The sequence below is a fragment of the Gelidibacter algens genome, from assembly GCF_001678675.1.
GTDB classification, from domain to species: Bacteria; Bacteroidota; Bacteroidia; order Flavobacteriales; family Flavobacteriaceae; genus Gelidibacter; species Gelidibacter algens.
On record NZ_LZRN01000008.1, the window covers coordinates 92,009 to 117,520 of the forward strand.

24 protein-coding genes are annotated in these 25,512 nt (G+C 36.7%); 9 read left to right on the forward strand and 15 right to left on the reverse strand.

What is annotated here, in order from left to right:
* Nucleotides 1-54 precede the first annotated feature (54 nt).
* The 7 genes from recN to A9996_RS05700 all read left to right on the forward strand — a co-directional run bounded on the left by recN (nucleotide 55) and on the right by A9996_RS05700 (nucleotide 7,842).
* Complete coding sequence (recN, locus tag A9996_RS05670; protein WP_066432092.1) at nucleotides 55-1,707, forward strand: DNA repair protein RecN; 1,653 nt, start codon at nucleotides 55-57, stop codon at nucleotides 1,705-1,707.
* A 247-nt stretch (nucleotides 1,708-1,954) separates the two neighbouring features.
* Nucleotides 1,955-2,770, forward strand: a complete 816-nt coding sequence (locus A9996_RS05675) for an enoyl-ACP reductase FabI (RefSeq protein ID WP_066432094.1) — start codon at nucleotides 1,955-1,957, stop codon at nucleotides 2,768-2,770.
* A gap of 145 nt (nucleotides 2,771-2,915) precedes the next feature.
* A complete protein-coding gene (locus A9996_RS05680) occupies nucleotides 2,916-3,926 on the forward strand; it encodes a glycosyltransferase family 2 protein (RefSeq protein WP_066432096.1) in 1,011 nt (336 codons plus the stop codon).
* Nucleotides 3,916-4,887: a YbbR-like domain-containing protein gene (locus tag A9996_RS05685; RefSeq protein ID WP_083993861.1), complete on the forward strand. Its 972-nt coding sequence runs from the start codon at nucleotides 3,916-3,918 to the stop codon at nucleotides 4,885-4,887. Before A9996_RS05680 ends, A9996_RS05685 begins: the two co-directional genes overlap by 11 nt.
* A 3-nt stretch (nucleotides 4,888-4,890) precedes the next feature.
* Nucleotides 4,891-5,484 carry a dephospho-CoA kinase gene (gene coaE, locus A9996_RS05690; RefSeq protein WP_066432098.1) on the forward strand — a complete coding sequence of 198 codons (594 nt, stop codon included), beginning with the start codon at nucleotides 4,891-4,893 and terminating at the stop codon, nucleotides 5,482-5,484.
* A gap of 69 nt (nucleotides 5,485-5,553) precedes the next feature.
* Entirely contained in the window at nucleotides 5,554-7,128 is a 1,575-nt protein-coding gene (locus tag A9996_RS05695) for a sensor histidine kinase (RefSeq protein ID WP_066432100.1), read from the forward strand.
* A 3-nt stretch (nucleotides 7,129-7,131) separates the two neighbouring features.
* Nucleotides 7,132-7,842: a response regulator transcription factor gene (locus A9996_RS05700; protein ID WP_066432102.1), complete on the forward strand. Its 711-nt coding sequence runs from the start codon at nucleotides 7,132-7,134 to the stop codon at nucleotides 7,840-7,842.
* A 69-nt stretch (nucleotides 7,843-7,911) separates the two neighbouring features.
* Here A9996_RS05700 and A9996_RS05705 read toward each other — a convergent pair whose 3' ends face one another.
* The 9 genes from A9996_RS05705 to A9996_RS05745 all read right to left on the reverse strand — a co-directional run bounded on the left by A9996_RS05705 (nucleotide 7,912) and on the right by A9996_RS05745 (nucleotide 17,584).
* Nucleotides 7,912-8,103, reverse strand: a complete 192-nt coding sequence (locus A9996_RS05705) for a cold-shock protein (protein ID WP_066432104.1) — start codon at nucleotides 8,101-8,103, stop codon at nucleotides 7,912-7,914.
* 111 nt (nucleotides 8,104-8,214) lie between these two features.
* On the reverse strand, nucleotides 8,215-9,123 hold the full coding sequence (gene miaA, locus A9996_RS05710) for a tRNA (adenosine(37)-N6)-dimethylallyltransferase MiaA (protein ID WP_111625855.1): 909 nt from the start codon (nucleotides 9,121-9,123) through the stop codon (nucleotides 8,215-8,217).
* A 24-nt stretch (nucleotides 9,124-9,147) separates the two neighbouring features.
* On the reverse strand, nucleotides 9,148-10,011 hold the full coding sequence (locus tag A9996_RS05715; RefSeq protein WP_066432106.1) for an ion transporter: 864 nt from the start codon (nucleotides 10,009-10,011) through the stop codon (nucleotides 9,148-9,150).
* 24 nt (nucleotides 10,012-10,035) lie between these two features.
* On the reverse strand, nucleotides 10,036-11,991 hold the full coding sequence (locus A9996_RS05720) for a DUF3858 domain-containing protein (protein ID WP_066432107.1): 1,956 nt from the start codon (nucleotides 11,989-11,991) through the stop codon (nucleotides 10,036-10,038).
* Nucleotides 11,988-13,355: an exonuclease domain-containing protein gene (locus A9996_RS05725; protein ID WP_066432109.1), complete on the reverse strand. Its 1,368-nt coding sequence runs from the start codon at nucleotides 13,353-13,355 to the stop codon at nucleotides 11,988-11,990. The genes A9996_RS05720 and A9996_RS05725 overlap by 4 nt, the downstream gene beginning before the upstream one ends.
* Nucleotides 13,356-13,490: 135 nt before the next feature.
* The gene (locus A9996_RS05730) at nucleotides 13,491-14,159 is read right to left on the reverse strand and encodes a YggS family pyridoxal phosphate-dependent enzyme (protein WP_066432209.1); all 669 of its coding nucleotides are present in this window, start codon (nucleotides 14,157-14,159) and stop codon (nucleotides 13,491-13,493) included.
* Between the two features lie 70 nt (nucleotides 14,160-14,229).
* A complete protein-coding gene (locus A9996_RS05735; protein ID WP_066432112.1) occupies nucleotides 14,230-15,468 on the reverse strand; it encodes a DUF1015 domain-containing protein in 1,239 nt (412 codons plus the stop codon).
* Nucleotides 15,469-15,553: 85 nt separating this feature from the next.
* Nucleotides 15,554-16,441, reverse strand: coding sequence for a 3-hydroxybutyryl-CoA dehydrogenase (locus tag A9996_RS05740; RefSeq protein ID WP_066432115.1), 888 nt, complete (start codon nucleotides 16,439-16,441; stop codon nucleotides 15,554-15,556).
* A 183-nt stretch (nucleotides 16,442-16,624) separates the two neighbouring features.
* Nucleotides 16,625-17,584 carry a Gfo/Idh/MocA family protein gene (locus A9996_RS05745; protein WP_066432117.1) on the reverse strand — a complete coding sequence of 320 codons (960 nt, stop codon included), beginning with the start codon at nucleotides 17,582-17,584 and terminating at the stop codon, nucleotides 16,625-16,627.
* Nucleotides 17,585-17,785: 201 nt separating this feature from the next.
* Between A9996_RS05745 and A9996_RS05750 the strand changes: the two genes are divergently transcribed.
* A complete protein-coding gene (locus tag A9996_RS05750) occupies nucleotides 17,786-18,427 on the forward strand; it encodes a protein-L-isoaspartate(D-aspartate) O-methyltransferase (RefSeq protein ID WP_066432119.1) in 642 nt (213 codons plus the stop codon).
* Nucleotides 18,428-18,711: 284 nt separating this feature from the next.
* On the opposite strand, the gene A9996_RS05755 is transcribed toward A9996_RS05750, so the two are convergent.
* Nucleotides 18,712-21,192 carry a DUF5686 and carboxypeptidase regulatory-like domain-containing protein gene (locus tag A9996_RS05755; RefSeq protein ID WP_066432121.1) on the reverse strand — a complete coding sequence of 827 codons (2,481 nt, stop codon included), beginning with the start codon at nucleotides 21,190-21,192 and terminating at the stop codon, nucleotides 18,712-18,714.
* A 226-nt stretch (nucleotides 21,193-21,418) separates the two neighbouring features.
* The gene (gene smpB, locus A9996_RS05760) at nucleotides 21,419-21,877 is read right to left on the reverse strand and encodes an SsrA-binding protein SmpB (protein ID WP_066432214.1); all 459 of its coding nucleotides are present in this window, start codon (nucleotides 21,875-21,877) and stop codon (nucleotides 21,419-21,421) included.
* Between the two features lie 89 nt (nucleotides 21,878-21,966).
* On the opposite strand from smpB, the gene A9996_RS05765 reads away from it, so the two are divergent.
* Complete coding sequence (locus A9996_RS05765) at nucleotides 21,967-22,728, forward strand: DUF6503 family protein (protein ID WP_066432127.1); 762 nt, start codon at nucleotides 21,967-21,969, stop codon at nucleotides 22,726-22,728.
* On the opposite strand, the gene A9996_RS05770 is transcribed toward A9996_RS05765, so the two are convergent.
* The 4 genes from A9996_RS05770 to A9996_RS05785 all read right to left on the reverse strand — a co-directional run bounded on the left by A9996_RS05770 (nucleotide 22,721) and on the right by A9996_RS05785 (nucleotide 25,494).
* Nucleotides 22,721-23,230 (reverse strand): SixA phosphatase family protein, encoded by a 510-nt coding sequence (locus A9996_RS05770; protein WP_083993862.1) that lies wholly within the window; start codon nucleotides 23,228-23,230, stop codon nucleotides 22,721-22,723. The two genes, A9996_RS05765 and A9996_RS05770, sit on opposite strands and share 8 nt — an antisense overlap.
* Nucleotides 23,231-23,255: 25 nt before the next feature.
* The gene (gene deoD, locus A9996_RS05775; RefSeq protein WP_066432130.1) at nucleotides 23,256-23,954 is read right to left on the reverse strand and encodes a purine-nucleoside phosphorylase; all 699 of its coding nucleotides are present in this window, start codon (nucleotides 23,952-23,954) and stop codon (nucleotides 23,256-23,258) included.
* Between the two features lie 29 nt (nucleotides 23,955-23,983).
* On the reverse strand, nucleotides 23,984-24,646 hold the full coding sequence (gene deoC / locus A9996_RS05780) for a deoxyribose-phosphate aldolase (protein WP_066432132.1): 663 nt from the start codon (nucleotides 24,644-24,646) through the stop codon (nucleotides 23,984-23,986).
* A gap of 464 nt (nucleotides 24,647-25,110) precedes the next feature.
* Entirely contained in the window at nucleotides 25,111-25,494 is a 384-nt protein-coding gene (locus A9996_RS05785; RefSeq protein WP_066432134.1) for a hypothetical protein, read from the reverse strand.
* Nucleotides 25,495-25,512 lie beyond the last annotated feature (18 nt).

Here is a 25,512-nt window from a genome sequence, read left to right on the forward strand (position 1 = left end):
TTTATTACTAAACTGATATCTCAAACCTCAAACCTCAAACCTCAAACCCAAAGCATGCTCATAGCACTTTCCATAAAAAATTATGCATTAATTGATAGCCTCCAGGTTAATTTCAATAATGGCTTGACCATTATTACTGGAGAGACCGGTGCTGGTAAATCTATCCTATTGGGTGGATTATCTCTTATTCTTGGTAAACGGGCGGATTTGAGTAGTGTTAAGAATGCATCGGAAAAATGTATTATTGAAGCCACTTTTGATATTGCGAATTATAATCTGGAAACACTGTTTAAAGCAGAAGATTTGGATTATGAGCCGCAGACCATCATCCGTAGGGAAATTTTGCCTTCAGGTAAGTCGAGAGCTTTTGTGAATGACACGCCCGTCAATTTAGATAGTTTGCAGGTGTTGGGAGAGCGGTTGTTGGATATTCATTCACAACATCAAACCTTGCAGTTGACCAATGATGATTTTCAGTTTCAGGTGATTGATGCTTTAGCTGACAATAGTAAGGTGCTCCAAGATTATGCTGAACAATTGCGGGCCTTCAAAGTGCTAAAATCAGAATTGAAAAAATTTCAGACTCAAAAAATTGAAGCGGCCAAAGAGTTGGATTACAACTTATTTTTGCTCAAAGAATTGGAAGAAGCGAATTTGTTAGATGGAGAGTTGGAATCACTAGAAGAAGAGTACGAAACCCTTAACAATATTGAAGAAATTGGTGAGCGTCTCACAACCACTCATGAGCTTTTGGGTAATCCAGAACTAGGTATAGTGACGCAGCTTACTGAGATTAAAAATCAATTGACAAAACTCGCACCTTATTCAGCCGATTATAAACTGGTTTCTGAGCGCGTTGTAAGCAGCTTAATTGAATTGGATGATATATTTGCAGAAATAGAAACACTCCAAGAGGCCTTGGAAGCTGACCCCAACAGATTAAACACGGTCAATGCAAAATTGCAGGTAATTAATAATCTTTTACAAAAACATGCTGTTGCTGAAGTTTCAGAGTTGATCCAAATAAAAAATGATCTCAGTGACAATGTATCATTCACAGAAAACTTGGATACGGTTATTGCAGATAAAGAAAAAGACTTGTTAAAAGTCGAAAATCAACTCAGCACATTCGCTACAAAAATCCATAACAATAGGGAAAAGGCAATTCCGGGTTTTATCAAACAGTTAGAAGTCCTTTTGGAAACGTTAGGCATGCCAAATGCGAGGTTCAATGTAGAATTGACCCATTCAGAAACCTTCTTAAGCAATGGTAATGATGAATTGAAGTTTTTGTTTTCGGCCAATAAAGGCGGACAATTCAATGAACTTAAAAAAGCAGCATCGGGAGGTGAGTTATCACGGATTATGTTGGCCATAAAATCTATTTTGACCAATTATACCCAACTCCCAACCATCATGTTCGATGAAATAGACACTGGGGTTTCTGGTGAAATTTCAAATAAAATGGCGTTGATAATGCAACAAATGAGTAAAACAATGCAGGTGTTTACCATCACGCATCTACCTCAAATTGCAGCAAAAGGAGATGTCCATTTTAAAGTCTTTAAGGAAGATGTGGAAGAGGTGACACAAACCCAATTAAAGCGTTTAAACCCTGAAGAGCGTATTGTGGAAATTGCCCAAATGTTAGGAGGCATCAACATGTCCAGTTCTGCTATTGAACATGCCAAACAATTGCTCAATTGATTCAATGGGTTTTAAGAGTGTTATAAACTATGGGTAATTATATATTTTTCAATAGTTAACAATGTTGATTAGGACAAGATGTGCACAGCTAAAAAATTTTCATTTGAGTACCTCTAACAAGGCAGTATCGGCTTGATAAAGTAAATTTTATAATGAAGATTTAGAAATCAAAACTGAACAATAAGTTCAAAGTTTTATTAACTTTGACTTTTAATTTGCTAGCATTAAATAAAAAACAATCAAAAACATGGCATACGATTTATTAAAAGGAAAACGAGGAATTATTTTTGGAGCTTTGGATGAAAACTCAATTGCTTGGAAAACTGCAGAACGCGTTCATGAAGAAGGCGGTACATTTGTGTTGACAAATGCGCCAATAGCAATGCGTATGGGACAAATTGATCAATTGGCAAAAAAGACCGGTTCTGAAATCATTCCTGCAGATGCTACTTCTGTTGAAGATTTGGAAAACTTAGTAGCCAAGTCGGTAGAAATCTTGGGAGGAAAAATTGATTTTGTACTCCATTCCATTGGCATGTCTATTAATGTAAGAAAGGGCAAGCATTATACAAATCAGAATTATGAATGGACCCAAAAGGGGACTGATGTTTCTGCAATGTCTTTCCATAAAGTGATGCAAACGCTTTATAAAGCCGATGCTATGAATGAATGGGGAAGTATTGTTGCGTTGACCTATATGGCTGCACAACGTGTATTTCCTGATTATAATGACATGGCAGACAATAAAGCCTATTTAGAAAGCATTGCCCGTAGTTTTGGATATTTCTTTGGGAAGGATAAAAAAGTAAGGGTCAATACCATTTCTCAGTCGCCAACTCCTACCACAGCAGGTCAAGGTGTAAAAGGTTTTGATGGATTTATTGCCTATGCTGATAAGATGTCGCCACTTGGTAACGCCACAGCATTAGACTGCGCCAATTATACGATAACCTTATTTAGTGACCTTACCAAACGAGTCACCCTTCAAAATCTCTATAATGATGGAGGTTTTAGCAATATGGGCGTCAGTGACCAAGTCATGGAAGCGTTTGTAAAAGAATAATTTTATACTAATTTTAGAATAGATCTAAGGACCCTTTCAAACTTTTGAAAGGGTCTTTTTTTGAAGTCATTATAGATCATGTTGTGTAATTTCAACGATCACCTCGAGGTCGCTTTTTTGTTTTGATTCCTTACCTTTGTATGTTATGAAGCCATTGCATTTTTCATTTATCATTCCTGTTTTCAATAGACCTCATGAAATTCATGAGCTTTTGGAGAGCTTTACAAAACTTAAAGGTGATTTTGATTACAGCATTTGCATTATTGAAGATGGTTCAACAGTGCCATCTGATAAGGTGATTGAGCAGTTTGATCAGCAGTTGAAAATCTCCTATCATGTTAAGGAAAATTCAGGTCCTGGAGATTCAAGAAATTACGGAATGGCACGAGCAAAAGGTGATTATTTTATTATTCTAGATTCAGATGTGCTACTGCCTGAAGATTATCTGCAAGTTGTTACAAAAAGATTGTCTGATAATTATACAGATTGTTATGGAGGTCCAGATGCTGCCCATGCATCTTTTTCAAAGCTTCAAAAAGCGATTAACTTTGTCATGACGTCTTTTATTACTACAGGAGGTATAAGAGGCGGGAAGGACTCAGAGAATTTTCAGCCAAGGAGTTTCAATATGGGACTTTCAAAAGAAGCGTTTCAGGCTTCCGGCGGTTTTGGAACGATTCATCCTGGCGAAGATCCTGACCTTTCACTGCGTCTTGCAAGTATGGGGTATAAAAGCCAACTTATAAAAGAAGCTTATGTGTATCACAAAAGGCGTATTTCTTGGTCAAAATTTTATCAGCAAGTTTATAAATTTGGTTTGGTAAGGCCTATCTTAAATAGATGGCACCCAAAGTCAGAGCGGTTAATTTTTTGGCTACCCACATTATTCTCGATGGGATTTGTGGTGAGTATCCTAATGTTAGCGTTTAATGTCATGTGGTTGTTGTACATTTATCTTATCTATATGACGGTAGCATTTATAATGGCGCTTCTCAGTTCAAAAAATGTGGTCATTGGCGTTTTGTCCGTTATCGCAATATTTGTTCAGTTTTTTGGTTATGGTTATGGATTTTTTAAATCAACCTTAGCTATAAAATTTTTAAAAGTAAATCCTGAAAAAAGATTTCCAAAATTGTTCTTTAAACATGTTCAATAAACTAAAAGCCACACTTTCTAAATCGATAAAAAGACAGAAAACTAAAATGTTTTTGGGTCTGTTTTTTTTGCTCTCTTTTTGTTTTTGGGCGTTGACAAAACTTTCAAAAAGCTACACCGAGACGATTACATTTGAAATTGTCTACAAAAACCTACCGGAACAGCATCATGTAGATATTGACAGCAGTAAAAAAATAAAAGTTGGCGTCAAGGCTTATGGCTTCAATTTGCTTAAATATTACTTTTTTACCCCCAAATTCCAGATTGACTTCAAATCTGATGTGGCGGTAAAAAATAAAATCTACGTATGGGATGCACGGCAAAATGCAACTAAGATCAATGAAAAGTTTAAAAATTCAATAGAGGTTATTTCTGTTCAACCAGATACAATACGCTTCCCTTATCAAGCCTTGGCAGTAAAGAAGGTTCCGGTTATAACGGATATTTCAATTGCCTACGCATCAGGATATGATACGTCATCAACAATAAAAGTGATTCCTGATTCCGTCAGAATTATCGGTTCAGAAAAACTGATTGCTAAGATAAAAGAGGTCACCACAAAAAAGGTGGAGTTAAAAGATATCAATTCAAATATTGAGAAATCTTTAGAAATTGAAATGACTGATCTGCTTAAACAGTTAAAAATATCTGATAGAAATGTCATTATTAAAGGTCAGGTTGAGAAGTTTACGGAAGGGACCTTTAATGTCCCCGTCACAATAATTAATCTACCGGCAGACACTAATATCAATTATTTTCCAAAAACAATTCCAGTAGCTTATAGCTTGAGTCTTGCTAATTTTAAATTGGTCAAACCCTCTGATTTTAGGATTGAGTGCGATTATAAAGACATTAATAATACTGAAAAAACCTTTTTGATCCCGAAGTTGGTGAAAGTGCCAGAGATTGTTAAAAGCGCACGTTTAAAACAACACAAAGTTGAATTCATTTTGATGCAATAGCTTATGAAAATTGTAGGATTAACAGGAGGAATAGGCAGCGGTAAAACTACGGTGGCCAAAATGTTTCAAGACTTGGGTGTGCCGTTATATATTGCAGATGAAAGAGCTAAAATATTGATGAATACTTCTAAAGATATCAAAAAACAACTCATAACATTGTTTGGAGACGAAGCTTATAACGACAAACAACTTAACCGTCCTTTCCTGGCATCTAAAATCTTTAAAAACCCCGATCTTTTAAAGCAGATGAATGCTATTGTCCATCCAAAAGTTGGGGATGATTTTACACAGTGGAAAGGGCAGCAAACGGCACCGTATGTGCTAAAAGAAGCGGCTATCATTTTTGAAAATGATTTGGCTTCGCACTATGATTTTATAATTACTGTGGTGGCAGATCTTGACCAGCGCCTAGCACGTGTAATGAAGAGAGACAGTACTACTGAAGACAAAATTATGGCCATTGTCAACAACCAATTAACCGATGATGAGAAAGCAAAACAATCAGATTTTGTGATCACCAACCACGATCTTGATCAGACCAAAGACCAAGTACTCATAATTCATCAACATCTTCTACAAACCTTTGCTAAAAATTAAAGCTTAGTAATGTGTTAAGGTAAGGTTAAACCAAGTTACTTCTAAATGTTAAAATCTTAAATTTGATTGATGGGCAGAAAGCTATTCATTTTGTTAGTTATTCTGATGAGTTTGTCGCTCATAGGAATAATTTTCGTACAGATATATTTTATTGACAATACTCTAAATAATGAGGAGAAGCAGTTTACTCTAAACGTCAAGCGTTCTCTGAGTAATGTTTCTAAATTAGTTGAAGATAGGGAGTTTAAGCTGTTTAGTGATAAGTATCAGGAAATGTTGAATAGCGGCAAAAGTCCTGATACCTCTAATATTAGGGGAATTCTGTTGTACAGTTATGATGATATTTCCAATGAAACTACCATCTACCAAAATGGAATCCTTGAAGAGAGTTTTAAAGTTCCATCGCTGTTCTTTGACATTGGAGGTTTGGATAGCCTTAATATAAGTAGGATTACAAACCAAAAAGAAGTTAGGGTTTTTAAAAAAAACACCTTCGAAAATAACATCAACATTGCGCCAGAAAAAACGGTAATGGAATACCGGAAAATGACGGAATTGGATAAGAAGATGTTTGAAATAAGTTATCGTGATCTTTTCAATAATTATCCAATTTACAAAAGAGTTTCTGATGATGATGTTGCGGCATATCTGTCCAGACAATTTAATGAGAATGGTATTGAAATTGATTTCGAATTCGCTATTTATGATAAGGATTTGGCTACAAAGGTGCAATCTAGTAATTTTGAATTAAATCCGGCAACAACTTATGGGGTACCTATGTTCCTTAATAATAACAATGAAAGTGACTTTAAACTTTATGTTAACTTTCCGGAACGTAGAAAATTTTTGTGGTCGTCCATTTTGACAATGACCGTATTATCAATAATTTTTACAGTGATCATCATTTTAGCGTATACAAATGCCATTTATCAAATTATAAAACAACGTCAGATATCTCAAATCAAAACAGACTTCATCAATAATATGACCCACGAATTCAAAACTCCTATTGCCACTATAAATTTGGCACTGGACGCAATGAAAAATCCTAAAATGATTAATGATAAGGAAAAGACAGCGCGTTATTTGAAGATGATCAAGGATGAAAATAAGCGTATGCATGCCCAAGTTGAAAATGTATTGAGAATATCCAAGTTAGAAAGAAATGAACTCAATATTAGCAAAGATAGGGTCAAACTTCACAACTTAATTGAAGATGCCGTGACACATGTGGAGTTAATTGTAGAGGATAGGCAAGGTTACGTCAAATGTCATTTAAACGCAGAGAAATCATCAGTATTGGCAAATGAAACGCACTTTACCAACGTGTTGGTTAATATCTTGGACAATGCCATAAAGTATTCAGATGATGCGCCAAAAATTGATATCACTACAGAAAATGTGGGGAATAATGTTTTAGTAAAAATTGCCGATCACGGTAACGGTATGTCAAAACAGGTTCAGAAGAGAGTATTTGAAAAGTTTTATAGAGAACATACAGGAAATGTACACAATGTTAAAGGTCATGGTTTAGGATTAGCCTATGTAAAGCGCATGGTTGATGATCACCAAGGACACGTAAGCGTTGAAAGTGAAAAAGGAAAAGGTAGCACTTTTATAATTAAACTACCATTAATATCATAAATTATGGAAGAACAAAACAAAAAGATTTTATTAGTAGAAGATGATCCAAACTTTGGAACTGTCCTAAAGGATTACCTTAACATGAACGATTATGATGTGGTTCATGCCAAAAACGGAATGGAAGGATTTGAAAAATTCAAAAAGGATGATTATGACCTTTGCATTTTGGATGTCATGATGCCATACAAAGATGGATTTACCTTAGCAAAAGAGATTAGGGAAAAAAACAGTGATGTTCCCATTATTTTCTTGACGGCAAAAGCCATGAAAGAAGATGTCTTAAAAGGTTATAAGGTAGGTGCAGATGATTATTTGAATAAACCTTTTGATAGTGAGGTGCTTTTAATGAAGATTAAAGCCATCATGCAACGCAAGGCTACAGATACCGTTGCCGACAGTAAACAGTTTGAATTTAAGATTGGCAACTTTGACTTGAACTCTAAATTGCGCTTTCTAAAGTTTAAGGATGAAGATGCTGTTAAGTTGTCTCCTAAAGAAAATGAACTGTTGCGCTTATTGGCATTGCATGAAAATGACTTGATGCCACGTGAATTGGCCTTGACCAAAATATGGAGAGATGATAATTATTTCACATCTAGAAGTATGGACGTGTATATTGCTAAATTGAGAAAATACTTGAAACCAGATGAGCATGTCGAAATTTTAAACATTCACGGAGAAGGATTCAGATTGGTAGTGAATCAAAAAGATTAGTTCACATAAGAGCAAAAAAGAAGCCTATCATCGTTGATAGGCTTTTTTCTTTTAAAAAAATTGAAGCGATTATATAACTTTTACGTTTACTGCGTTCAAACCTTTTTTTCCATCTGTAAGATCGAATTCAACTTCGTCGCCTTCACGAACTTCATCGATTAATCCAGAAATGTGTACAAAATGCTCTTTGTTGTTGCCTTCTTCAGTAATGAAACCAAAACCTTTGGCGTCATTGAAAAATTTTACGGTACCTTTAGTCATAATAAATATTAATGTTAATTAAGCAGCAAAGTTAAGATTAATTAATTGAAAAACAGGTCTTTTCAATAAAATTTTGATTTTTTTTGAACTTGGATTGGTGCTTGAGATTGTTTAAAGTATTTGTTGCGTGATGGTCTTTAAGATTTTTTCAAGAGGTGTTTGATAATCAAACCAAGTTGTGTCGGTTTGTTTTCCAAACCAGGTCAATTGTCTTTTAGCATATCGTCTCGTGTTTTTCTTGATTTCAGAAATGGCAAAATCCAAAGTCCATTCGCCGTTTAGAAATTTAAATAATTCACTATAGCCAACAGTATGAAGTGCATTCAAATATTGCAGATGTTGCAGGTTTTTGACTTCTTCCAATAAACCTTGTTGCATCATATTGTCCACTCGTTTATTGATACGACTATAGATAACTTCTCTGTCCGCCGTTAAACCGATGGTAATTGTCTTAAACCGTCGTTGCAATTTATCTTTATTTAAAAAAGAAGAATAGGGGTGGCCACTCCCAATAGAAATTTCCAATGCTCTGATCACGCGGTGCGGATTGTCTAGAGCAATGGTGTCAAAAGATGTCGGATCTGATGTTTTGAGTTTGTCCTGTAAATATTCCAAGCCATGTGTAGCGAGTTCCTGGTTTAGTGCTTTACGTATTTCGGGAGCTACTTGTGGAAAATAATCAAGCCCCTTTGTAACCGCATCAATATAAAGTCCTGAGCCTCCAGCCATGACCACGACATTATGTTCCTGGAAAAGATTTTCCAGAGTATGAAGCGCATCTTTTTCAAACGCGCCAACATTGTAATCTTCCAATACCGATTTGTGGTGGATAAAATGGTGCGGTGCTGCAGTAAGTTCTTCACTATTTGGAGCAGCAGTGCCTATTTGCAGCTCTTTGTAAAATTGTCGTGAATCGGCAGAAATAATTTCAGTATTGAAATGCTTCGCAAGGGCTATGCTTAGCGCAGTTTTACCTATCGCCGTAGGGCCAATAATACTGATAAGATATTTTTGATTCAAAACTTGCAGTTGTTATTGAGATGCTTAAGAATGAGGATTTAAGAGATGACCGCAATTATAACAAAATTTAGCTTTATCCTTATGTCTTTGAGCAGAGCAATTTGGACAAACTTCAGTGTTCATGTCAACCTCTGTATGAAGTGGCGCTTGAGGAACTCGGCCTTTGGTTTGAGACATATATTCTGCCGAGACAATTCCTGTAGGAACTGCAATAATGCCATAACCTAAAATCATAATAAGTGCGGCTATAAATTGTCCTAAAGGCGTGATGGGCGCGATATCTCCAAAGCCTACTGTGGTTAAGGTTACAATACACCAATACACACTTACCGGAATGCTTGTAAAACCACTTGGTTCTCCTTCAATAAAATACATAACGGTTCCAAAAATCACGCTGACAATCAATACCGCGAATAAAAAGACAAAAATTTTTGCTCTACTCGCCTTTAATGAATTGGCCAACAAATTGGATGCACCCACATATCTTGCCAATTTTAAGATTCTGAAAACTCTTAGAAGACGTAATGCGCGAAGTGCAATAAGCACTTGTGTACCTGCAAAAATTAGGGATAGATACATCGGGATGGTGGACAGCAAATCAATAATACCATAAAAGCTAAAAATATATTTAAATGGTTTTTTTACGGATATGATCCTTAGAATGTATTCAATACTAAAAATGATGGTAATGACCCATTCAGCGAAAACTAAGAAGTAATGGTAATCTTTATCAAATTCCTTGATACTCTCTAGCATCACAAAAACAATACTAGCGATAATTGCAATCAGAAGAATGACGTCAAACAGTTTGCCTGCAGGCGTATCAGCTTCATAAATGATTTCGTGAAGTTTGGCTCTCCAATTTTTTTTCGGCTGATTATCGTGCATAAGTCAAAAATACTAAAAGATTGGCTATTTCCTCTTTAATACCACTAATGAATTTCTTTGTACATCCAGCACTTTGTCAACATAGGCTTTGAATGTTCCATAATAATCAGCACTATATAAACTCTCCGTGAAATTCAACTTAAAAGTCAAGATCAATTTCTGCTCATTAACCGTCGTATATAAAATGATATCTCCGCCGTCATTAGGGATTTTGGCATTGACTTCTTTTGGCACTTCAACCAGTTCATAAGTATCTCCGAAATCTATTTGAACACTATAGAGATATGATTTTTTATATCCAAAATCGATAGGATACGTGCGTTGTTGAAGTTTGAAAGGATTTTCTTCAAAAGACTTGTAGATAAATGGATTGATATAGACCATATCATTGGTCGTGTTTTTATCATTTAATTCAATGTGATAGGTCTCGGCAAATTCTTCTGCATTTTTTTTAGTTACTTGAACCTCGTGATCGGTGATCGTGATTTCAGATTGAGCATTGGCAATGTGATCAATATAAGAGCTTTCATTTTCAAAATAATCCTTCTTTTTGTTTAATGCATCATATCCATAATATGTAGCCTTCACATTACCTTTGACCAATTGATCAGATATTTTCAGATCTACCTGATACTGTGAACCCGATGTTTTATTGGCCTCAATGGGAATCCATTCACTACCATTTTTGAAATCGAGTAAGCGCCCATATTGATTCAAACACCTAAAAGGCAATTCTCCAAAGCTCAAATAAGGATCCGTAGCATCTAACAAGTAGGATTCGGTGCCTATTTTTGCCTGAACAATAAGATAGTTAAATTCAGAAATGACAGGAAATAATTGGGTAGGCAGGCCATTATCTCTTGTAGACATTAATACGGGCTTTACTTCAATACCATGCTCTTCAAGAAGGTTGTGAAGTAAAAGATTAATTTCAGAGATTTTGCCAGACTTTGTCTTGATGAGGTTTTTGACAGAAACATCGCTGAATATTTTGTATTCCCCATTCCAGACATAATGCTGCTGCACATAATTATAAATATCTTTTGCCACAGCTAGCCCATTCGCTTTATCTGATAAGACGTCAGCAATCACTTCTTCTAAAGACGTGCCTTTTCCTATTTGTCTTCCTAAGCTTTCATCTGATTTAAGCTCTTTGTCAGCATCTTTCCAGGACTTTGTAATATTGTCCACGCTGCCATCAAAACCCCTAAACACCTTGAGTTCATATTCAAGTCTGGAGAGATAATTGTTTTTAGTAGTCATAAAATCTTCCTCGACAAAAGCAGGAATATTGGTCATGACATACGTTGTGTTGGCACAATCTGCAGAAGAACCATTGAAGGCATTCAGACATTTTTTTACCAACTTAGATTCGTTTTTATCCAATTTTTGTGTGCCCACCAATTTAATACTATATTCATAATTGCCAGGAATACTGGTATTGTATGCGCTGTATAATGTAGGGATCTCATCCTGAAATTCCCAAGGGTGAAACTTGTAGATAAAAGGAGATTCTAGGAGATAGCTGTAAGTCAATACTGAGCCTTCCTGAATGTTGGGGAGTGTAAATTTTATGATGGTATATTTGTCGTTGTATTTTTCTTCAAAGATATCATCAGATTTTAATTCTGTTTTGGTGATGGCACCATTTTCAATATTGTAAGTGGTTGCGAAAATACGCGATACCTTTTCTTTGCGTTTGCTGTCGCTATAGAGATAAATGCTGGTGGTAGCTCTATCAAAACCATGTCTTTTTAAAATTTTAATTTTTCTCTTGATCTCAGTTTTGAGCGTGTAGGTGTCTTTGTCAATGTAGCTGTTACCATCTTCATAGATAATCAATGCAGCCGCAGTGGAGTCTGTCTCAAAGGTATTGGTGGCAATGTCATTTCTACTTACTACATAAGTGTCAGAATTGAAAGACGATTGTGCAAAGGAGAATGCGGTAAGAAGTAGGGAGGCAAGATAGAGGTGTTTCATTTAATAAGTTCAATACGTTTAACCTGTTTATTTTTTCTGAGGTAACTTTGAATAATGTGTTGGGTATCTCTATTATTGTCCATAGGTGTGATAATAGTTTCCAACACTTTTTTATTGGTAATTTGATAATTGAGATTATAAAAGCCGAGACCTTTAAAAATCCCATCTTCTATAAGAAGCACACTATGTTCATCAATGGCTCTTCCTTTATCGATTATAACCATATCCTGATTGTCATAACTGTTTTTGGCGATCATTTCTTGTACGCGTATATTGTAGTCTAGTGCGCTTTCTTCCTCTATGCATGCCCCTTCACATTCTTTGACCTGGTATTTAAAACAACTTTTTTTAGCAGTGTCCAACCCCACTAATTTTGGACAGAGCTTAAAGTTATCAACGGCTTTAAACAGAAATTGCTTGCCGCTTTGGTAATTGGAAAATGTGGTAATGGGCATTTTTCTTCCGTCAGCACTGTCAATTTTCAAATTGAGATACCCATTTTCATCTGTAAAGCTATACAGCGCATGGGTAAATATGTTTCTTCTCATAGCCTTGTTAAAAGAAGGCTTGTTTCTTTTAATTTCAGCACTTTCCTTTAGCAGTGCCACTAATTCACTACCCGTAGCCTCATAAGTTACTGCGGCTACTTGATTTTGCATTTTTTTTGACTTGGGATTGGAACTCGTAAAATGCTGATTCACCCTATTTTTAATGTTTTTGCTTTTGCCTATGTAAATGATTTTTCCGAAGGTGTCATGTAAATAATATACGCCAGTAATGGAAGGCAAATCCTCCATGATGGTTTTGAGGTTGGTTGCCATTTTGTATGTTGGCTCTGCTCTTACGGCATCTTGAATGATATGTTTATCGAGATCTTTTGCCAATAGTATTTTGAACAATTTCACTGTGGCCAATGCATCTCCAGAAGCCCGATGCCTATCACTTACAGGAATACCAAGCGCTCTGGTAAGTTTGCCCAAACTATACGATTCTTGCTCTGGCATAATTTCTTTCGCCAACTCAACGGTGCAAAGCGTTTTTCGCTTAAACTCAAAGCCGAGTCTGCTAAATTCTGTGCGTAGAATACGGTAATCAAATTCAGAGTTATGCGCTACAACGATGCAATCTTCAGTAATTTCAACAATGCGCTTGGCAACCTCATAAAATTTGGGGGCGGTAATCAGCATTTTACTGTTTATGCCGGTTAAATTGACTACAAAGGGTTGTATTTCCCGCTCCGGATTGACAAGGCTGATGAATTGATCAACAACCGTATGACCGTCAAATTTATAAATAGCGACTTCAGTGATACCTTCCTCATTGAATTTGCCGCCAGTGGTTTCTATGTCTAATATTGCGTAAATGGGCTTATCTTTTGTTAGACTCTCTTTTTACTCTTCGAAATTAAAGCTTAAAAAAGAGTGATGATTTAATTTATAATATGTTTTTTACTGGAATCTCCATGCAACTCTCATAGATTTTACGACAGAAGGAATTGATCAATCGTAATTCCGTTCGCCAAAGATACTACTTCCAAGTCTAATCATGGTGCTGCCATTTTCAATAGCAATTTGATAATCGCCACTCATGCCCATACTTACAGTTTTTAGGTTGCAGTTTTCAGACTCCACTTTTTTGAGTTGTTCCCAAATTGCTGTCAATCGATTAAACTCTTGCTTAATTTGTTGTTCATCATCAGTAAATGTTGCCATCCCCATCACGCCAACAATACAGATGTTTTTTAATTCTGAAAATTCTTGAGATTGTAAAATTTCTTGAGCTTCTTTGGAGCTCATTCCAAATTTAGAATCTTCATCGGCAATTTTTATCTGAAGCAAACAATTGATCGTTCTGTCATGTTTATGGGCTTGTTTGTCAATTTCCTTCAACAGTTTAAGATTGTCAACACCGTGAATAAGGCTCACAAATTCTGCCATGTATTTGACTTTATTCCGCTGGACGTGGCCAATCATATGCCATTCGATATCTTTAGGCATTTGGGCTTCTTTCTCAACCATCTCTTGGATTTTATTTTCTCCAAAAATGCGTTGTCCGTCATCATAAGCTTCCATCAGATCGCTGACGGGTTTTGTTTTTGAAACTGCTACAAGCGTAACATGTTCTGGCAGCGAAGATTTTATATGTTGAAGATTTTCTTGTATACTCATGGTCATGTATTACTATTTTAATGTTTTTCGATCAGTTGTAATATTAACAAATCAAGAAAGAATTATCCTATTAAAACTCATAGATGGTGACGCCACATCTTAATTTTGGTTCAATAAATGTGCTTTTTGGGGGCATTTTGAGTCCGTCATCAGCAATAGTTTTCATTTCTTCTATAGAGACAGGAACCATGCCAAAGCCAACTCTATAGTGGCCATGATCAATGGCACTTTTCATGGATACAATGTCCTTTTTTCCGTTGATATAGCCAATTCGGTCTTCATTTCTCAAATCTTCAATTCCTAATATAGGTTGTAAAATGGTCTTGTACAAAATTTGAGAGTCCAACGCATCTAAAGACGTCTGAATTTCATAACTCTTTTTTCGCAAATAGAGGGAATAAAATTCGCCATCCAAATACATACTAAAATGATGGTTTTTAGAAGGATGATAAGGAAGTAGTCCCCTGTTTTCAATCCGATAGAGCGTATCTAACTGAATCAAGAACTCTTCTTTGGTCAGTCCGTTCAAATCTGTGATGACACGGTTAAATTCATGAATTTTCAAATCAGATTCAGGAATCAGGAAACTCATAAAAAAGTTATAAGGTTCCTTGCCAGTGTGCTCTGGATTATTAGCCTTTAAATCTTTGTACAGCAAATAAGAAGAGGCAGATCTGTGGTGGCCATCGGCAATATATAGGGTCTCCATGTTTTGAAACTCATGTGATATTTTTTGAATCAGCAGGTCATCTTCAACCTTCCAAAGCAAATGGGTGTCTCTGTAGGTTGTTGTGAATTCATATTCGGAACGCTCTTCTTGTACCTGTTCAATAATCTGGGCAATCACGTCATTATCTGGATAGGTGAGAAGCACGGGTTCAGCATTAAAGCCTACAGTTTTCAGATAGTCCTTAAAAATAATCTCGCGATATTCAATGGTGTCTTCATGTTTCTTGATACTGTCATTTTCATAATCTTCAGCGCTAGCCGCGGCAATAATACCATTGAAGACCTGGTGGTCTCGATCTTTAATTTGATACACATAATAACAAGGCTGCTCATCTTGAACAAAAATAGCATCCTCCTTAAATTCCAAATATCGGTTTCTTACAAGATTGTAGCGTGCCTCACCAGAAATTTGTTTGTCAAACTTGTAGCCAGGATTGACAATGTGCAAAAACGAAAACGGATTGTCCCTTAATCGCGACTCACGTTGCTCTAAAGTATAACTTTGATAGGAACGCGACGCTACCAAACTCACTTTGTCTCGCGTGGGTCTTACTGCTTTAAATGGGATGATGTTGGCCATGTTTTTGAGTCCTTAGTCTTCAGTATCCAGTCTTCATTCCTCAGAAGGAATTTGACTGCCTACTGAGGACTGAACACTGTGAAGATTACAAAAATTGTTTTGCTACATTTTCAGCCTTTCTGCTTTCTGAATAGTCATAAAAACCTTCCCCAGATTTTACACCTAATTTTCCAGCGCGTACCATATTGACAAGCAATGGACAAGGCGCGTATTTTGGGTTTTTGAACCCTTCATACATGACATTTAAAATGGAAAGGCAAACATCCAATCCAATAAAATCAGCCAATTGTAATGGTCCCATTGGGTGTGCCATTCCCAATTTCATTACGGTATCAATTTCGGTAACACCGGCAACACCGTTGTAAAGGGTTTCAATAGATTCGTTAAGCATTGGCATCAAAATTCTGTTGGCCACAAAACCTGGATAGTCGTTGACTTCAACAGGGTCTTTTCCTAGCGTTTTTGACAGTTCCATGATGGTTTTGGTAACTTCATCACTAGTGTTATACCCCCGAATGATTTCAACCAATTTCATAATCGGTACCGGATTCATAAAGTGCATTCCAATAACTTGCTTTGGTCGGGAAGTGACGGCTGCAATTTGGGTAATGGAAATAGAAGACGTATTGGTGGCCAAAATAGTGTCTTTGTCACAAACCTCGTCCAATTGCTTAAATATTTTGAGTTTTAAGTCGCTGTTTTCAGTAGCAGCTTCCACGACTAAATTGGCGTTTTTGACACCTTTAGGGATGTCTGTAAACGTGGTGATATTACTTAAGGTGTCATTTTTTTGAGCTTCTGTAATACGTTCTTTGGCAACCATCCGATCTAAATTTTTCGTGATGGTTTCTATTCCTTTATGGAGCGATGCTTCGCTAATATCAATTAATTGAACTTTAAAACCACTTTGTGCAAAGGTATGCGCAATGCCATTTCCCATGGTTCCTGCTCCAATTACGGCTATGTTTTTCATTGAAATTTAGTTTTTATTTTCTCGAAGGAGGGAATCTTATTCTTATCCTTAATCCTTTTCCTATCCTTAATCCTTTCCGAAGGAAAGGAAACTGTTATGTTACTATTTGTGTTTAATTATGTTCTTGCGTTAGTCTACTCCTCCAGAGCGTCTCCTTCCCTTTGGGCAGAGCTGGAGAATGGATCAAAACTGATCAATAATCATCGTCGCTACACGCAAGGCTTCTGTGCCATCATGAAGCGTGACAATTGGTTTTGTGTTTGTGTTAATGGCGTCTGCAAAAGTTTCCAATTCGTCCAAAATAGCGTTGTTATTGGAAATTTCTGGATTGTCAAAGTAGATTTGCTTCTTTACACCTTCGGCATTTTGAAGAATCATATCAAAATCTCCAGGCGTGCTCGGCGCGTCTTTCATCTTGACCACTTCACATTTTTTCTCCAGAAAATCGACTGAGATATAAGCGTCCTTTTGGAAAAATCGCGTTTTACGCATATTTTTTAATGAAATTCTGCTGGCAGTTAAATTGGCGACACAACCATTTACAAATTCAATACGCGCGTTAGCAATATCTGGGGTATCACTAATAACAGAAACCCCGCTTGCAGATATATTTTTGACTTTTGATTTCACGACACTTAATATAATGTCTATGTCATGGATCATCAAATCCAAAACGACGGGCACATCAGTCCCTCGTGGATTGAATTCTGCCAGTCTATGGCTTTCAATAAACATCGGATTTTGAATTTGGTCTTTTACCGCTTTAAACGCAGGATTGAAACGCTCCACATGACCAACTTGGCCCTTTACCTGATTTTCAGCAACGAGAGATCTTAGGGTTTCAGCTTCCTCCACAGTATTGGTTATTGGTTTTTCAATGAAAATGTGCTTGCCTTTGGAGATTGCTAATTTTGCACAGTCGTAATGAGACAGGGTGGGGGTTACAATATCCACAACATCTACAGCATCAATAAGAGCTTCAATAGAATCGAAATACTTGTATCCTAACTCGGCCTCAATTTTTTTGGCATTGGTTTCGTCAGCATCATAAAATCCGATCAATTCAAATTTTTCAGATTGGTTTAGAAGGCGTAAGTGAATTTTTCCAAGATGACCAGCACCAAGAACTCCTGCTTTTAACATGTGTAATACGTTTTATACAAAAATAGCTTTTTTTTAAGGCAGAAAAAAGAAAAAGTATATGGAAGTCCGAAGCTTGAAGTTGGAAGCATGGAGCCATAAGCGCGTATCAAGAAACGGAAAGATAAAGCACCAAACATCTCACTAAAATCCTTGTAACTTCCTTTTGTTTGGGTTAATTTAGCCTACAAACTCACCACCGCTTTGAAAGATACATTTAAACATAAGGGCTTGCGACAGCAACTTGTTGGCATTGTAAAAGATAAAGGAATAACTGATGAAAAAGTATTAAAGGCTATCGGTAAAATTCCGAGGCATCTTTTTATGGATTCCAGTTTTTTGGATCATGCTTATCAGGACAAGGCGTTTCCTATTGCTGCTGACCAAACTATTTCGCAACCTTATACCGTGGCGTTTCAAACAGAGCTTATGCAGGTCAAGCCTGGAGATACCGTGCTTGAAATTGGTACTGGAAGTGGCTATCAAACGGCCGTCTTATGCGATTTGGGCGCCAAAGTTTACAGTATAGAGCGCCAATTGGAGCTTTTTAAAATCACCAGTAAGTTTCTTCCTAAACTTGGGTATCGCCCTAAAAAACTAATTTTTGGAGATGGTTATAAAGGACTCAAGGAAGAAGCGCCTTTTGACAGTATTATCGTAACTGCCGGCGCGCCTTTTGTACCGAAATCTTTAATGAGTCAGCTTAAAATTGGTGGCCGATTGGTGATCCCCGTGGGAGATCAGGTGCAGACCATGACCTTGTTTATTAGAAAAGGACCAAAGGATTTTGAAAAGCATGAATACGGCGAGTTTCGATTTGTGCCTCTTCTGGAGGATAAAAACTAATTTACTCAATTTTAGTTTAGTGCAAACTATGTAAAGTTAAGAGCGCATTTTTTTTACCACTAATGTCACTAATTAGCACGAATAAATGAGCTGAGTTTATTTGAGATTCGTAGAATGATCAGCCGGAAATGATTACACTAATTTAAAAATCTAAAAATTTTTCAAAATTAGTGACTCTTCGAGTCACCCGCTTGAGCGGACGGACAGGATTGTGGCCAATTATGTTTAATCTATTTATTTATATTGAATAATGGAGAACATTGTGGTCAAAACACATCTACCGTTTATTCAATAATATTCAAAAATTTCAACCCGAAAATTACCGCATCACCCTGATATCCGTTTTGATAAGAACGCACATAATCTAGGCGTAAAAACCTGAATTTTTTAAATCCGATGTTGTCAATTCCAATCGAAAATTCTTGGTAAGGTTTCTGGTTTTCGGTTGCGAAAGCATGTGCACCAATCACCAAATTGTAATTGAGTTTGTTCAATAACGGCACGCGGCTTAAGAGAAAGCCTTTAAAGTCATGTTCCGCATGCATTTCCAAATACGAGGTGTTTGTACTTAGCGCATAATAAGGCAAGTTGTTGAACACGTTAAGATAGATGCTTGAGGTGCCCACATGGGTTTGGTTGCCATTTGGGTGGTAATAATCCATAAAACCGATGTCATCGGCGCCAAAGAATGTGCCCGCCTTGAGGTTATATTTAAAATCCCCTTTATTGCCCACATTAAAGCTTTGTGTCAAACGTGCTTTGAGCTGGTCAAAATTGTATTGGCCTTCTGAAGCTGCAAATCCTTTTTCATAGCCCAGAAAGAGCGTTGGATAGTCGCTGTTTGGAATGTTTATCTTGCTATCTGGGTAACTCAAATATTCCTGTCCAAAATTAAAACGGGCATTGAGGTTGAATTTCAAAATATTATGCGTGTCAAAACTGGGGATGCCAAAAGCGTTTTCGTTCAACGGATTGTTGCTTGTGTAAGCATCATCTTCGTCATTAAAAAACACTTGATCTGTAGTATTGACTAAAGCTTTTCTACGTTCATAAGCCAAGGAGCTGTAAATGTTGATACCGTTTGAAAGTTCTTGGGAGTAGCCTACTTCTGCAAAGCTCTTATCATAAATCTTCATATAATTATTTTCAAAAAACAAGGAACTTACGGAGTTGACCAAAGGCGAAATAGGCTGGGCTTCATTGAATTGCTGCGTTTCAACACCTCCTGAAAGTATTAAAAATGGCTTATTGATGTTGTTGAACTTATATCTAAAAGAAGCTGTCGCTCTGAGGCGTTCATCGGAAATGCCATATTGTAAAGCCGCATTGGCAGAGAAAAAGCGGCGGAATTCATCTTGATTTTTTCGATAATAAAAATTCAATTTTGAATTGTAGCCTTGGACAGTATTAAATTGAAAGTCGGAGAGTGGAGAGCTATAACCGATCGACCAATCTTCAAAGGAATTTTTATAATTGTAGCCGAACAGGATATCCTGGATTTTGAATGTATTGTTTTTGGCATCGATGGAATCCAGATATGGTCTCGACTCTCTAAGTGTCTGAATGCTGTCTTTTACTAAATAGTCGCTTATTTCTTCATCTGTTAAAGGGACAGGACGGATGCTGTTCCAATAGGTTGAATCCTTTTTGTTGGCTTCATCAACAAATGATAAAATCTCCTTGCCGAATGATTTTTTTGTCAGTTCAGGATTAAAATTATAATCGCTGTACACGGCAGTGTAACGCCCATCGCCTTTAAATCCTAAAAGAGAATAACTGAAATCAAGACCTTGGGATCTCAACACCCAAAGTTGGTCTGTGTCTGAATACGAAAAGGTCTGTTTGATGGTGATGACTTCCGCTGGCGGAATTTGTGCCTGAATGCCAGTGATATCCAATTCTAACGCATAAATGGTCCATTGGTTGTCCACAATATAAATATTTCCAGAGAAGATCCGATCATTTTCACGTCTCGGAATGACCTTGATTTTATTGATGAGGTTGCCTTTGTCATCATAAAAAATACCCTCTAATTTATAGGTGTAATAGTTGAACGCATAATCGGCAATTGGCGAAATGATTTGGTTGCCCAATTCAATGGTATTATTATAAAAATTGTAATCCACATCGCTTGCCGTATTAAAACTGAAGCCGTTATTGTCTCCGCTCACTTTTGAAGCGATAATCTTTTCCTTGAGCTTATCTGGACGCAGGTATTCAATTTCGGAAATGGTTTCAGACAAGTACAGAATACCACTGCGCGTAGAATCGAGTCCTACCATAAAGTCATCCAATTCCTGACCCAAAAACTTCTCCGGGGCGTTCTTGATGCGGATCAAACCGCGAGAATAAAAGTTGGCCTTAAATGCATCGATTTTCTCCAAATTTACCTTTCGAGAAGCGATGGCCTTTCTCATGATGATATCGGCAGGATTTTCATCAGAATTGATCACCACTTCATTTAGAGAGATTTCCTCTTCCATAAGCGTAGCATCCAATACATACGGAAATTTGGTGATGACAACTTCCTTTTTTACGGTTTTATAACCTAAAAACTGAAAAACTACGGTGTAGGTTTGTGGCTTTGTAATGTTGAGTTCATAGTAGCCTTCATCATTACTTGTAGTTCCGGTAAATGTATTTTCTAAATAGATATTGACAAAGGGGAGGGCTGCATTTTTCTGATCTGTAATGCGGCCTTTAATTTGTGAAAACGCTTGTAAACTGATGGTAATAAAAAGAAGAGCGAGTAAATTTTTAGTCATAAAGTTAGGTTTCTATTGTTATAGACGCATTTCATTATGGAATGGTTGCCTATACGCAATTCAAACTTAACTATAAAAATGACTTGTGATTGTTATAAGAATCCTAAAATAACGGATTTTGTCATTCAATAAAGAAAGCGCATTTCTAAAATTCAGGATTTATTTGAATTTGAAATTTTATTTTTTTGCTCCGGATAGCAAAGGGGATTGCTCCCTATTTAGGTCTTTAGTTGTAGATTTTCTTAACCCTATCGAGATTCCTCTTATTCTCACGGTCTCTAATGGTGTCCCGTTTATCATAGAGTTTTTTACCTTTACCTAAAGCTATTTCCACTTTGGCAAAACCTCTGTCATTAATAAACAAACGTAACGGTACAATTGACAATCCTTTAATTTGGACATCTTTGTGTAAAGATTTGAGCTCGCGCTTATTCAAGAGAAGTTTGCGCTCAGCCTTAGGCCTGTGGTTGTAGTAATTTCCAAATGCATACTCCTCAATATTCATGTTGATGACAAACAGCTCGCCCTTCGCATTAAACTCACAAAAACTTTCAGCAATGGAGGCTTTACTGTTTCTAATAGATTTTATCTCAGTACCTGTTAAAACAATGCCAGCCGTATATTTGTCCAATAGTTCATATTGAAACCGTGCTTTTCTGTTTTTTATATTGATGTTTTTCTGCATAGGAAGCCAAAGGTAAAACATTTAAGATAACTTTTAAAGAACACGCATCTGTAATCTTTAAATTTGCAAGTTCAAATAAAAATCATGTTATGTTTCGGAATGCTTTAATCTTAGTTGTGTTGCTGTCGTTTTTCAATTGTAAAGAAGAAGAAAAACAGACCTCTTCTCCAGAATCTGCTGAGGAGATCATTAAAAAGTCAATATCGGTTGCCGGCGGAGACGTGTTTGAGAGCTCAGACATTAGTTTTGATTTTAGGGATGTGCAATTTAAAGCAATTCGCAATAATGGGAAGTTTGAGCTAGAACGCCAATTTTTGGATTCACTAACAGAAATTAGGGATGTTTTAAAGAATTCCGGATTTGAACGTCATGAGAATGGCGAGCGTGTTGAGCTGACGGATTCTATACGCTCATTATATGCTGCCTCTGTTAATGCGGTACATTATTTCTCGGTACTGCCTTACGGATTAAACGGGAAGGCGGTTCACAAAACCTATCTGGGCACTAAAAACATAAAAGGCAAGGACTATCATAAAATAAAGATTACATTTTCTGAAGATGGTGGTGGTGAAGATTTCGAGGATGAATTTATATATTGGATTGACCCAACCTCTTATAAAGTAGATTATCTGGCGTATTCATATGAAGAAGTTGATGGCCAGGGATTTCGTTTTAGGGAAGCCTATAATCAAAGAATGGTCAACGGATTGCATTTTGCCGACTATAATAATTACAAACCTGCCTCGTCCACGATCAAACTTGAAGACTTGGATGCGCTGTTCAGTGCAGGAGAGCTGGAACTGCTTTCAAAAGTAGAACTCAAGAATGTAAAGGTTGAACACCTTAATTAATCGTAAGTACTACGTCTGTAGCCCTTCCCTCTGTAAGGGTTACAATGTAAAGATTGCCGTTGTTGGCATCATCAATATGCTCATACTTTTTACTCCCAATTGCCGCATTTACAAATTCCGGAATGGTATTGCTATGACCAACAATCAGAACGGTTTTTCCTTTGGTTGCTGATTCAAAAGTGCTATCAAAATAGGTATCCGCATTGTAGGTAATAATTTCGAGATTGTTTTTAGTCGCTGTTGGCTGGCATGTTTCTTTGGTTCTGTAATAGTTTGTGGCGTAGATGGCGTCAAACTGGATGTGTTGCAAAATTATACTCCAATCTTGTGCTCTCTTATGGCCTTCTCCTGTAAGATGCGGATCTTTTTCTGAAGTATCACTGCGATCCTTTTCCGCGTGACGAATGAAAAAATAGGTAGTGACTTCAGAATTTGGTTCCTTTTGTGCAAAAGAACTTATTGAGATTAGTGTGAAACAGATACTTATCAGATAGCGTGTCATTGATGATGTGTTTAGACAGTTTAGATTACGCCAATTCTAAGGCAATTTCAATCATCTCCTTAAAGGTCGTCTCTCTTTCTTGAGACGTGGTGTGTTCTCCAGTAACTAAAGAATCTGAAATGGTGAGGATGCTTAGGGCATTCACATTATGCTTGGCGGCCAGGGTGTAAAGACCGGCGCTTTCCATCTCAACGCACAGCACACCAAATTTTGACCATTTTTTATACGCTTCAATATCATCGCCATAAAACTCATCACTGGTCAATACGTTTCCTGCTTTTAATGCAATATTTTTAGCTTTGGCAGCGTCTACCGCTTTTTGAAAAAGGCCAAAATCGGCAGTAGGAGCAAAATCGGCGCCACCAAAACGCAATTCGTTTATGCCAGAAGTCGATGAGGCGGCCATGGCCAATACAATATCCCTTATCTTGACGTGTTGTTGGTAGGAGCCCGCACTCCCCACTCTGATGAGGTTTTTAACGCCGTAGTCAGTAATTAATTCATGTGCGTAAATGGAAATACTGGGTACGCCCATTCCCGTGCCCATAGTAGAAATAGGTTTGCCCTTGTACGTGCCTGTATACCCAAGCATGCCTCTGACGTTGTTAAAAAGTTTTGGATGATCAAAAAATGTATGTGCAATCCATTTGGCTCTCAATGGATCTCCGGGAAGAAGAATGGTTTCAGCAATCTCTCCTTTTTTAGCTTCAATATGTAGGCTCATTGGGTTGGTTTAAATACTAAAGATAAAGATTAATATTTATCTGAAGTAATTTTCTCTGTCATCATTGCAACCCCAGAAGAAGTGCCAATTCTGTCAGCGCCTGCATCAATATATTTTATGGCAGTCTCCAAATCTTTAATGCCGCCAGACGCTTTTATTTTAGCGTTGTCCCTTACAATTTTTTTGATGATCTTAACAGCTGTAAGTGTGGCGCCACCTTTTGAGAAGCCTGTAGAAGTTTTTATGAAATCGACCTTTGCATCGATGCAAATTTCACAAGCTTTGACGATTTCGTTTTTAGAAAGTTCACTAATTTCAAGTATCACTTTAAGAGGCACTTTACCAATCGCCATTTTAACATCAGAAAGGTCCTTAAATACTGCAACATAGTTTTTGCTTCTTAACATCCCAATGTTAATAACCATATCAATTTCATCAGCACCATTATTAATCGCGTTTTTAGCCTCAAAAACCTTAGCTTCTGTGGAAGGTGCTCCTAATGGAAACCCAATCACGGATACTATCTTGACCTCAGTGTTTGACAACAGTTGTTTGGCTAAGGTGACATAACAACCATTAACGCAAACAGCGTAAAAATTATATTTTTTTGCCTCATTGCACAAATCGATAATTTGTCTCTCAGTGGTACTTGGTTTTAGATGTGTGTGTTCTATAAATTGATTGATATTCATAACAATTTCATGGCTTAAGTGTCGCAAACCTACGATAAACGGCTATTTCATTCAAGATTAATTTCAATTATTAGATGAACGGTATAAAAGAAGTTTATTAATATTATTATTCATCTTAAAAAAAGATTGATAGAATTGGAACGGTTTCGAGATAGAGCGACATTAGAAAATATGTACGTTATGTTGTGGCAAAAAGACTACGACTTACTGGAAAATGGCCAAAATTTATGGTATGTTTAACATTATGATCATGTTTATAAACTGTCTCTGTATTCAAGAGATAACAGCCGAGATTTAATCTTTATTTTGGTTTCTAAATTTTTTTAAAAAGATAAGGGCGGATTGGCTATGGCTCAACAGGACTTAATACATATTCTCAATACAATTCAATAACATTATTAAGTGATATTTAGGAATTATATATTTTTGCCTATGGAATAATAGGACTCATTTTCAAGCGATGTTCAGCTTTCAGTTTTGGCTATAAGGCTATGCGCCCACTCGATCGCGTTAGTTAAGTTGTCAAAAATCTCATACGGTTTGTCGTAGAATTTCAATTCGTATTCAGCATTTTTTCTCATGATGTCTGTTTTAGGAATAATTGCTATGGCAATTAAGTTTGGGATTTTTTCAGCCTCCTTGTAAATTAGGGGATTTACCGAATAGGACTTTGCACGGTTTGAGATATAGACCATTTTTTTACCACTAAAATGTTTTTTTATACAGTCGTTTAAAAGGTCGTTATATTTTGGTTCAACAATAACCCCTTCTTTAAACTGATTGATAATGAATTCATCAAAAACAAATGCTTCACTCACCTCAAAATTGTAATATTCTATAATGTCCATACATCCTTATTTTTGAAT

Coding starts and splice junctions, on each gene's coding strand:
- smpB (WP_066432214.1), bottom strand. CDS start 21,877: ATGCAGAAAAACATCAATATAAAAAACAGAAAAGCACGGTTTCAATAT.
- A9996_RS05680 (WP_066432096.1), top strand. CDS start 2,916: ATGAAGCCATTGCATTTTTCATTTATCATTCCTGTTTTCAATAGACCT.
- A9996_RS05700 (WP_066432102.1), top strand. CDS start 7,132: ATGGAAGAACAAAACAAAAAGATTTTATTAGTAGAAGATGATCCAAAC.
- A9996_RS05685 (WP_083993861.1), top strand. CDS start 3,916: ATGTTCAATAAACTAAAAGCCACACTTTCTAAATCGATAAAAAGACAG.
- A9996_RS05755 (WP_066432121.1), bottom strand. CDS start 21,192: ATGACTAAAAATTTACTCGCTCTTCTTTTTATTACCATCAGTTTACAA.
- deoC (WP_066432132.1), bottom strand. CDS start 24,646: ATGAATATCAATCAATTTATAGAACACACACATCTAAAACCAAGTACC.
- A9996_RS05740 (WP_066432115.1), bottom strand. CDS start 16,441: ATGAAAAACATAGCCGTAATTGGAGCAGGAACCATGGGAAATGGCATT.
- deoD (WP_066432130.1), bottom strand. CDS start 23,954: ATGAGCCTACATATTGAAGCTAAAAAAGGAGAGATTGCTGAAACCATT.
- recN (WP_066432092.1), top strand. CDS start 55: ATGCTCATAGCACTTTCCATAAAAAATTATGCATTAATTGATAGCCTC.
- coaE (WP_066432098.1), top strand. CDS start 4,891: ATGAAAATTGTAGGATTAACAGGAGGAATAGGCAGCGGTAAAACTACG.
- A9996_RS05720 (WP_066432107.1), bottom strand. CDS start 11,991: ATGAAACACCTCTATCTTGCCTCCCTACTTCTTACCGCATTCTCCTTT.
- A9996_RS05705 (WP_066432104.1), bottom strand. CDS start 8,103: ATGACTAAAGGTACCGTAAAATTTTTCAATGACGCCAAAGGTTTTGGT.
- A9996_RS05730 (WP_066432209.1), bottom strand. CDS start 14,159: ATGAGTATACAAGAAAATCTTCAACATATAAAATCTTCGCTGCCAGAA.
- A9996_RS05770 (WP_083993862.1), bottom strand. CDS start 23,230: ATGACACGCTATCTGATAAGTATCTGTTTCACACTAATCTCAATAAGT.
- A9996_RS05745 (WP_066432117.1), bottom strand. CDS start 17,584: ATGTTAAAAGCAGGAGTTCTTGGTGCTGGTCATCTTGGAAAAATTCAC.
- A9996_RS05675 (WP_066432094.1), top strand. CDS start 1,955: ATGGCATACGATTTATTAAAAGGAAAACGAGGAATTATTTTTGGAGCT.
- A9996_RS05765 (WP_066432127.1), top strand. CDS start 21,967: ATGTTTCGGAATGCTTTAATCTTAGTTGTGTTGCTGTCGTTTTTCAAT.
- A9996_RS05785 (WP_066432134.1), bottom strand. CDS start 25,494: ATGGACATTATAGAATATTACAATTTTGAGGTGAGTGAAGCATTTGTT.
- A9996_RS05695 (WP_066432100.1), top strand. CDS start 5,554: ATGGGCAGAAAGCTATTCATTTTGTTAGTTATTCTGATGAGTTTGTCG.
- A9996_RS05735 (WP_066432112.1), bottom strand. CDS start 15,468: ATGGCCAACATCATCCCATTTAAAGCAGTAAGACCCACGCGAGACAAA.
- A9996_RS05715 (WP_066432106.1), bottom strand. CDS start 10,011: ATGCACGATAATCAGCCGAAAAAAAATTGGAGAGCCAAACTTCACGAA.